This window comes from Sphingobium rhizovicinum (genome assembly GCF_042647625.1).
Taxonomy (GTDB): domain Bacteria; phylum Pseudomonadota; class Alphaproteobacteria; order Sphingomonadales; family Sphingomonadaceae; genus Sphingobium; species Sphingobium rhizovicinum.
Map to the genome: position 1 here is coordinate 1,008,844 of NZ_JBHRVU010000005.1, position 6,157 is coordinate 1,015,000.

Genomic DNA, 6,157 nt, shown 5'->3' on the forward strand with positions numbered 1-6,157 from the left:
CCATGCGTTTCCTCGACATTGACCTTGATGCCTTCCTCAGTTCCGTCGCCTTCTATCGCAACGGCGGTGGGCGCCTCGATCCCGAGGCCTATCAGCCATGGACGGAAGCCCAGCTGCGCGATTTCTTAGAGCGCCAGTGCGGCCTATCCAGGGACCACCCGATTCCGGGCTGGTTCGTGGAGGATCATGACGGCGCCTTCGACGTCATGCGCGCGCTGGTGGGCGATGCGTGCCGACCGCTCGAGGTTGTCCATGTCGATGCGCACGCCGATCTCGGGATGGGCGATGCATCCTGGGTGGACCTGATCGAGCACGTCGGTTTGCCCCTCGCCGAGCGGCGCGATCCAAAACGCGGCGATCACCTTCTCAGTCTGGGCAGTTGGCTCGCCTATGCGCTCGCTGCGGACTTCATCTCCGCGCTGACCTACGTCCATCCGGCCCGGCGCGGAAAGGATCTGACAGCGATCCACTTCCGCAATGGGGACGTTGAATCGGGCTATATCGAGATGAAGGCATATACGCGCCCGGACCTGCCGGCGGACGGCGCCTCGCCAGACTATTGGCACCTCGTCAAACTGGCGCCAGACTTAGCCTTGGCGCCCGTTCCATTTGCGACGGCGACATTGGACGACTTCGCCGCGACCGTAGCGTTCGATGTTGGCCTGTTGTGCCATTCGCCGTCCTACACGCCGGCGACAGCGGATGCGCTCATCCCCATAGTTAACGAGTATATCGACTTTCAGGCCGGGCCTTTGCGATTAAGCGAGTAGCTTGAGCTCCTCATCACCAGGCCGATTGCCCGGATTTCGAGTTCGATCAGCGCTGCAACCGAAGCGAGAAGATGTTCTGTGCCAACGCTTGGTGTCCGGAATCAACGCTGCGGTACTCTGAAGCTGACTGTCGGCTAGGTCCCAATTGCGGCCATAGGTATTTAGGTTCGGGACGGGCTCAGGTTCCACTTGAAAAGCCGATGCCGGATTGGCATGATGATGGCGCGGGCAGACCAGACTTTAAAAGTAGGTTTGCAGATGACAGAAAGAGGCGAGCAGTTTTTGCGGCTTAAGGCGGTGATTGAGAAGACGGGGAAGCCCAAAGCGTCAATCTATCGCGAGATCCATTTAGGTAGGTTTCCGGCACCAGAGAAGATAGGCGCCAGAGCGGTCGCTTGGCGCCTATCACGGATATTACGCTGGATGCAGGCGCCGAGCGCTTACCAGGACGACTGAAACCACTCCAGCGTTCCTACAGCAGGCCTAACCGGAGTCGCCTTCTCAATGGCGATGGCTGCTGACGCCTGTTCGGCCTTGTCGAGATAGTCCGCCCACCATTCGAGCATTTTGCGACGGTGGGGCAGATAGCGTGCGGCATTGTAAACGGCGCGTACGCCGCCCGGCACATGCGCCAGTTGAAGCTCGATCCAATCAGCCTTGAACATCCCTGTCTCGTTGAGAACCGTGCTGGCGATCGACCGGAACCCATGCACCGTCGCTTTGTCACCGACGCCTAAGCGCTGGAGCAAGGTCAACATGCGGTTCTGACTGATCGTATCACCCTGATTGCCGATCACCGGGAAGAGATATTGCCCAAACCGCTCGTTGCCATATTTCCCATAGACGTTGAGTTCTTTGATCTCCCGAAGAAGCGTAACAGCTTGCGGTGGCAAGGGCACGAGATGCTCTACGCGCATCTTCATGCGTTCAGCAGGAATTCGCCATAGCGGCTCTGGTCCTCCCAGCCCCTCGAACTCAGACCATTGCGCATGGCGAGTTTCCGTTGTCCGAACCATCGTGAGGATGGTCCAGCGCAAGGCGAGATGACTTAACTTTGAGCCGGTATCAGCATTCAGGGCTGCGTAGAAGCGTGGCAATTCCTTGATTGGGACTTTGGAGCGATGGTTCACCGCGGCGCGCTTGCGCATGGCCGTTCCGAGATCGCGACAAGGGTCAGATTTCACTCTTCCGTCTGGAATACCGAACCGGAAAATCTCGCTGCAATAGGCCCGTACCCGATGCGCCATCTCGATGGCGCCTCGGTCCTCGATAGTCTTGAGCGCAATGAGCATGTCGCGCGGCAAGATAGAGCGGACAGACAGCTTGCCGATGGTCGGAAAGATATCTGCTTCAAGCCGTCTTTCGATCACGCCAGCATAGCGATCTGACCACCCCGGTCGTTTGGCCATCATCCATTCCTGGGCCAGTTGGCGGAATGTCGTACGTTCGGCCTGATCCTCATATCTTTGCTGTCGCTTGATGTTGGCCGGATCATTGCCGTTGGCGAGTGCCGCCTTCATTTCCTCGCGCCACACCCGGGCGCGATCGATGCTCATCAGCGGGTAGTCTCCACCGGTGATGCTCTTCTGCTTGTGATCACAGCGATAGGAAAGCCGCCACTCGCGTCGCCCATTGGGCAGGACACAGATATTGAGGCCACCGCCATCGGCTTTCTTGATGATGCGATCGGCGGGGAGAATCGATTGGATAAGGGTATCGGTGAGCACGGATCAGGACTCCTGAATGCCGTGCGCAGGACTTAAAATCCTGGCTCTCGAACCAACAAATTTACCAACAAATCCCATGCCAACCACCTGAGCGGTTATGATCCTGTGTGGGATCATGTTACATGAGATAACAGCCTGAATATAGGCTGTTTTTTGGCGTCGATTTGGGACGTTGTTGGTCTTTTTGGACCTGGATATGGTTGCGGGAGTAGGATTTGAACCTACGACCTTCAGGTTATGAGCCTGACGAGCTACCGGGCTGCTCCATCCCGCGCCATGGATTGGCTCTTTTGGGGAGCCTGAGATTGCGAATGGGTTTTGTGTTTAATGCACGAGCTATAATGCCTGGCGACGCCCTACTCTTCCGGGGCTTGAGCCACAGTACCATTGGCGCAGTCAGGTTTCACGGCCGAGTTCGGGAAGGGATCGGGTGGGTCACTGACGCTATGGTCACCAAGCAATATAGCTTGCGCATTGTTTTTTGATCGATGTTATCCGTGCATATCTGGTGAGAATAAGACCGTATGATCAACATGGTCCTGGGTATCAGGGTTGTTGTTGATGGTGGGACTCATTGGTTCGTAATGAACCGTTTAAGCGTGAACAGAGCAATTAGGATCGGTTAGCTTCATGCGTTACCGCACTTCCACATCCGACCTATCAACGTCGTGGTCTACGACGGCTCGATGAAATCTTATCTTGAGGGAGGCTTCCCGCTTAGATGCTTTCAGCGGTTATCCCGTCCATACATAGCTACCCAGCTGCGCCCTTGGCAGGACGACTGGTACACCAGAGGTATGTTCAACCCGGTCCTCTCGTACTAGGGTCAACTCCTCTCAAATTTCGACGCCCACGGCAGATAGGGACCAAACTGTCTCGCGACGTTCTGAACCCAGCTCACGTACCACTTTAATTGGCGAACAGCCAAACCCTTGGGACCTGCTCCAGCCCCAGGATGTGATGAGCCGACATCGAGGTGCCAAACGATTCCGTCGATATGAGCTCTTGGGAATCATCAGCCTGTTATCCCCGGCGTACCTTTTATCCGTTGAGCGATGGCCCTTCCACGAGGGACCACCGGATCACTATGACCGACTTTCGTCTCTGCTCGACTTGTCAGTCTCGCAGTCAGGCGGGCTTATGCCATTGCACTCTAACAGACGGTTTCCAACCGTCCTGAGCCCACCATCGCGCGCCTCCGTTACTCTTTAGGAGGCGACCGCCCCAGTCAAACTACCCGCCACAGAGGGTCCCTGCACCGGATAACGGTGCGAGGTTAGACATCAGAAAACAACAGGGTGGTATTTCACCTATGGCTCCACATCAACTGGCGTCAATGCTTCAAAGCCTCCCACCTATGCTACACAGTTCTTTCCTAATGCCACTCTGAAGCTGCAGTAAAGGTGCACGGGGTCTTTCCGTCTAACCGCGGGTACTCCGCATCTTCACGGAGAATTCAATTTCGCTGAGCATATCCTGGAGACAGTGGGGAAGTCGTTACGCCATTCGTGCAGGTCGGAACTTACCCGACAAGGAATTTCGCTACCTTAGGACCGTTATAGTTACGGCCGCCGTTTACCTGGGCTTCAATTCAGAGCTTGCACTCCTCCTCTTAACCTTCAGGCACCGGGCAGGCGTCAGGCCCTATACGTCGTCTTGAAGCCGACTTAGCAGAGCCCTGTGTTTTTGCTAAACAGTCGCTACCCCCTGGCCTGTGCCCCCCATCAAAAGTTGCCTTAAGATGGGGCCTCCTTCTTCCGAAGGTACGGAGGCAATTTGCCGAGTTCCTTCAGGATACTTCTCTCAAACGCCTTGGTATACTCTACCATTCCACCTGTGTCGGTTTAGGGTACGGTCTATACGGTGGGGCTATTTCCTGGGACAACTTCCCTGCCCGGACCAATCCAATAAGGCCGAACAAGTTACGCCATCCGTCACACACCACCAGGCCCACGAATATTAACGTGGTTCCCATCGACTACCCCCTTCGGGCTCGTCTTAGGGGCCGGCTTACCCTGCTCAGATTAGCTTTAAGCAGGAACCCTTGGAATTTCGGCGACAGTGCATCTCACACTGTTAATCGCTACTCATGTCTGCATTCGCACTTCCGATACCTCCACGGTCGGTTACCCTTCCGCTTCAACGGCCTACGGAACGCTCCGCTACCGCTCAGTCAAAGACTGAACCCTAAGCTTCGGTGCACGTCTTGAGCCCCGTTACATCTTCGCCGCAGGATCTCTTATTTAGACCAGTGAGCTGTTACGCTTTCTTTAAAGGATGGCTGCTTCTAAGCCAACCTCCTGGTTGTTTTGGAAATCCCACATGCTTTCCCACTTAGACGTGACTTGGGGACCTTAGCTGTAGGTTAGGGCTGTTTCCCTTTTGACGACGGACCTTAGCACCCGCCGTCTGTCTGCCGGACTAGACTCGTTGGTATTCGGAGTTTGGTTAGAATTGGTAGATCTCGCGACCCCCGCATCCATCCAGTGCTCTACCCCCAACGGCAAATATCCGACGCTCTACCTCAATAGATTTCGCGGAGAACCAGCTATTTCCCGGCTTGATTGGCCTTTCACCCCTAAGCACAACTCATCCGATAATTTTTCAACATTAAACGGTTCGGTCCTCCAGTGCGTGTTACCGCACCTTCAACCTGGTCATGCATAGATCGCCGGGTTTCGGGTCTAATGCATCATACTCAATCGCCCTATTCAGACTCGCTTTCGCTGCGCCTACACCTAACGGCTTAAGCTTGCATGATACACTAAGTCACAGACCCATTATGCAAGAGGTACGCGGTCAGGTCTCAAGGACCCTCCCACTGCTTGTAGGCATCCGGTTTCAGGTACTGTTTCACTCCCCTCATCGGGGTGCTTTTCACCTTTCCCTCACGGTACTGGTTCGCTATCGGTCATGTACGAGTATTTAGGCTTGGAGGGTGGTCCCCCCATGTTCAGACAGAGTTTCACGTGCTCCGCCCTACTCAAGTCCTGAATGGTAATTTTCGCATACGGGGCTGTCACCCGCTATGGCCCTACTTTCCAGAAGGTTCTGCTAACTTCCATCCAGGCACTGGCCTGGTCCGCGTTCGCTCGCCACTACTAACGGAATCTCGGTTGATGTCTTTTCCTCCGGGTACTGAGATGTTTCAGTTCTCCGGGTTCGCCTCACCAAAGCCTATTTTATTCAGCTTAGTGATACCTCTCCCATTTAACGCTCGACCAGCATTACTGCTGGGCAAACCTTAAATGGTGAAGGTGGGTTGTCCCATTCGGAAATCGCGGGATCAAAGCTTGCTCACAGCTCCCCCACGCTTATCGCAGCGTGCCACGTCCTTCATCGCCTGTACATGCCAAGGCATTCACCAGATGCCCTTACCTCACGCTTGAGAGTCCACACCACCAACAACAACCCTGATTGCTCAGAGCCCTGTCGATCGCGCGGTTATTAAACTCAGCCAGATATTTAAGTGTCGACAACGCTTCGATCCTTGCGCGCCCGCCTTGCGGCAACCGCCAAAAACCGAACCATGTCGCCACGGCATCGATTAAAAAACCCATTCACAATGTCAAAGAGGCCCGCAGCGCGAGCCATATCACCGACCTAAGTCGGCAAACCGCTACTCTTCATCTCTGGAAATATCTAAACCGCGTCGCGAAA

Annotated in this window: 3 protein-coding genes, 1 tRNA gene and 2 rRNA genes; 2 read left to right on the forward strand and 4 right to left on the reverse strand. The window is 55.1% G+C overall.

The features are described from left to right. Nucleotides 1-2: 2 nt before the first annotated feature. Together ACFOKF_RS23350 and ACFOKF_RS23355 are read left to right on the forward strand one after the other, a co-directional pair. The gene (locus tag ACFOKF_RS23350) at nucleotides 3-770 is read left to right on the forward strand and encodes a hypothetical protein (protein WP_380798994.1); all 768 of its coding nucleotides are present in this window, start codon (nucleotides 3-5) and stop codon (nucleotides 768-770) included. Nucleotides 771-1,028: 258 nt separating this feature from the next. Continuing rightward, the gene (locus ACFOKF_RS23355; protein WP_380799345.1) at nucleotides 1,029-1,226 is read left to right on the forward strand and encodes a helix-turn-helix transcriptional regulator; all 198 of its coding nucleotides are present in this window, start codon (nucleotides 1,029-1,031) and stop codon (nucleotides 1,224-1,226) included. Here the strand turns inward: ACFOKF_RS23355 and ACFOKF_RS23360 are convergent. The 4 genes from ACFOKF_RS23360 to ACFOKF_RS23375 form a co-directional block, all read right to left on the reverse strand. After that, a complete protein-coding gene (locus ACFOKF_RS23360) occupies nucleotides 1,211-2,497 on the reverse strand; it encodes a tyrosine-type recombinase/integrase (RefSeq protein ID WP_380798995.1) in 1,287 nt (428 codons plus the stop codon). The genes ACFOKF_RS23355 and ACFOKF_RS23360 overlap by 16 nt on opposite strands. A gap of 197 nt (nucleotides 2,498-2,694) precedes the next feature. Then, a tRNA-Met gene (locus ACFOKF_RS23365) sits at nucleotides 2,695-2,771 on the reverse strand. Nucleotides 2,772-2,840: 69 nt separating this feature from the next. Then, a 5S ribosomal RNA gene (gene rrf, locus ACFOKF_RS23370) occupies nucleotides 2,841-2,955 on the reverse strand. Between the two features lie 135 nt (nucleotides 2,956-3,090). Then, a 23S ribosomal RNA gene (locus tag ACFOKF_RS23375) occupies nucleotides 3,091-5,884 on the reverse strand. Between the last annotated feature and the right edge of the window lie 273 nt (nucleotides 5,885-6,157).

Excerpts from the sequence above, each read along its gene's own strand:
- ACFOKF_RS23350 (WP_380798994.1), top strand. The coding sequence starts at position 3 with ATGCGTTTCCTCGACATTGACCTTGATGCCTTCCTCAGTTCCGTCGCC.
- ACFOKF_RS23355 (WP_380799345.1), top strand. The coding sequence starts at position 1,029 with ATGACAGAAAGAGGCGAGCAGTTTTTGCGGCTTAAGGCGGTGATTGAG.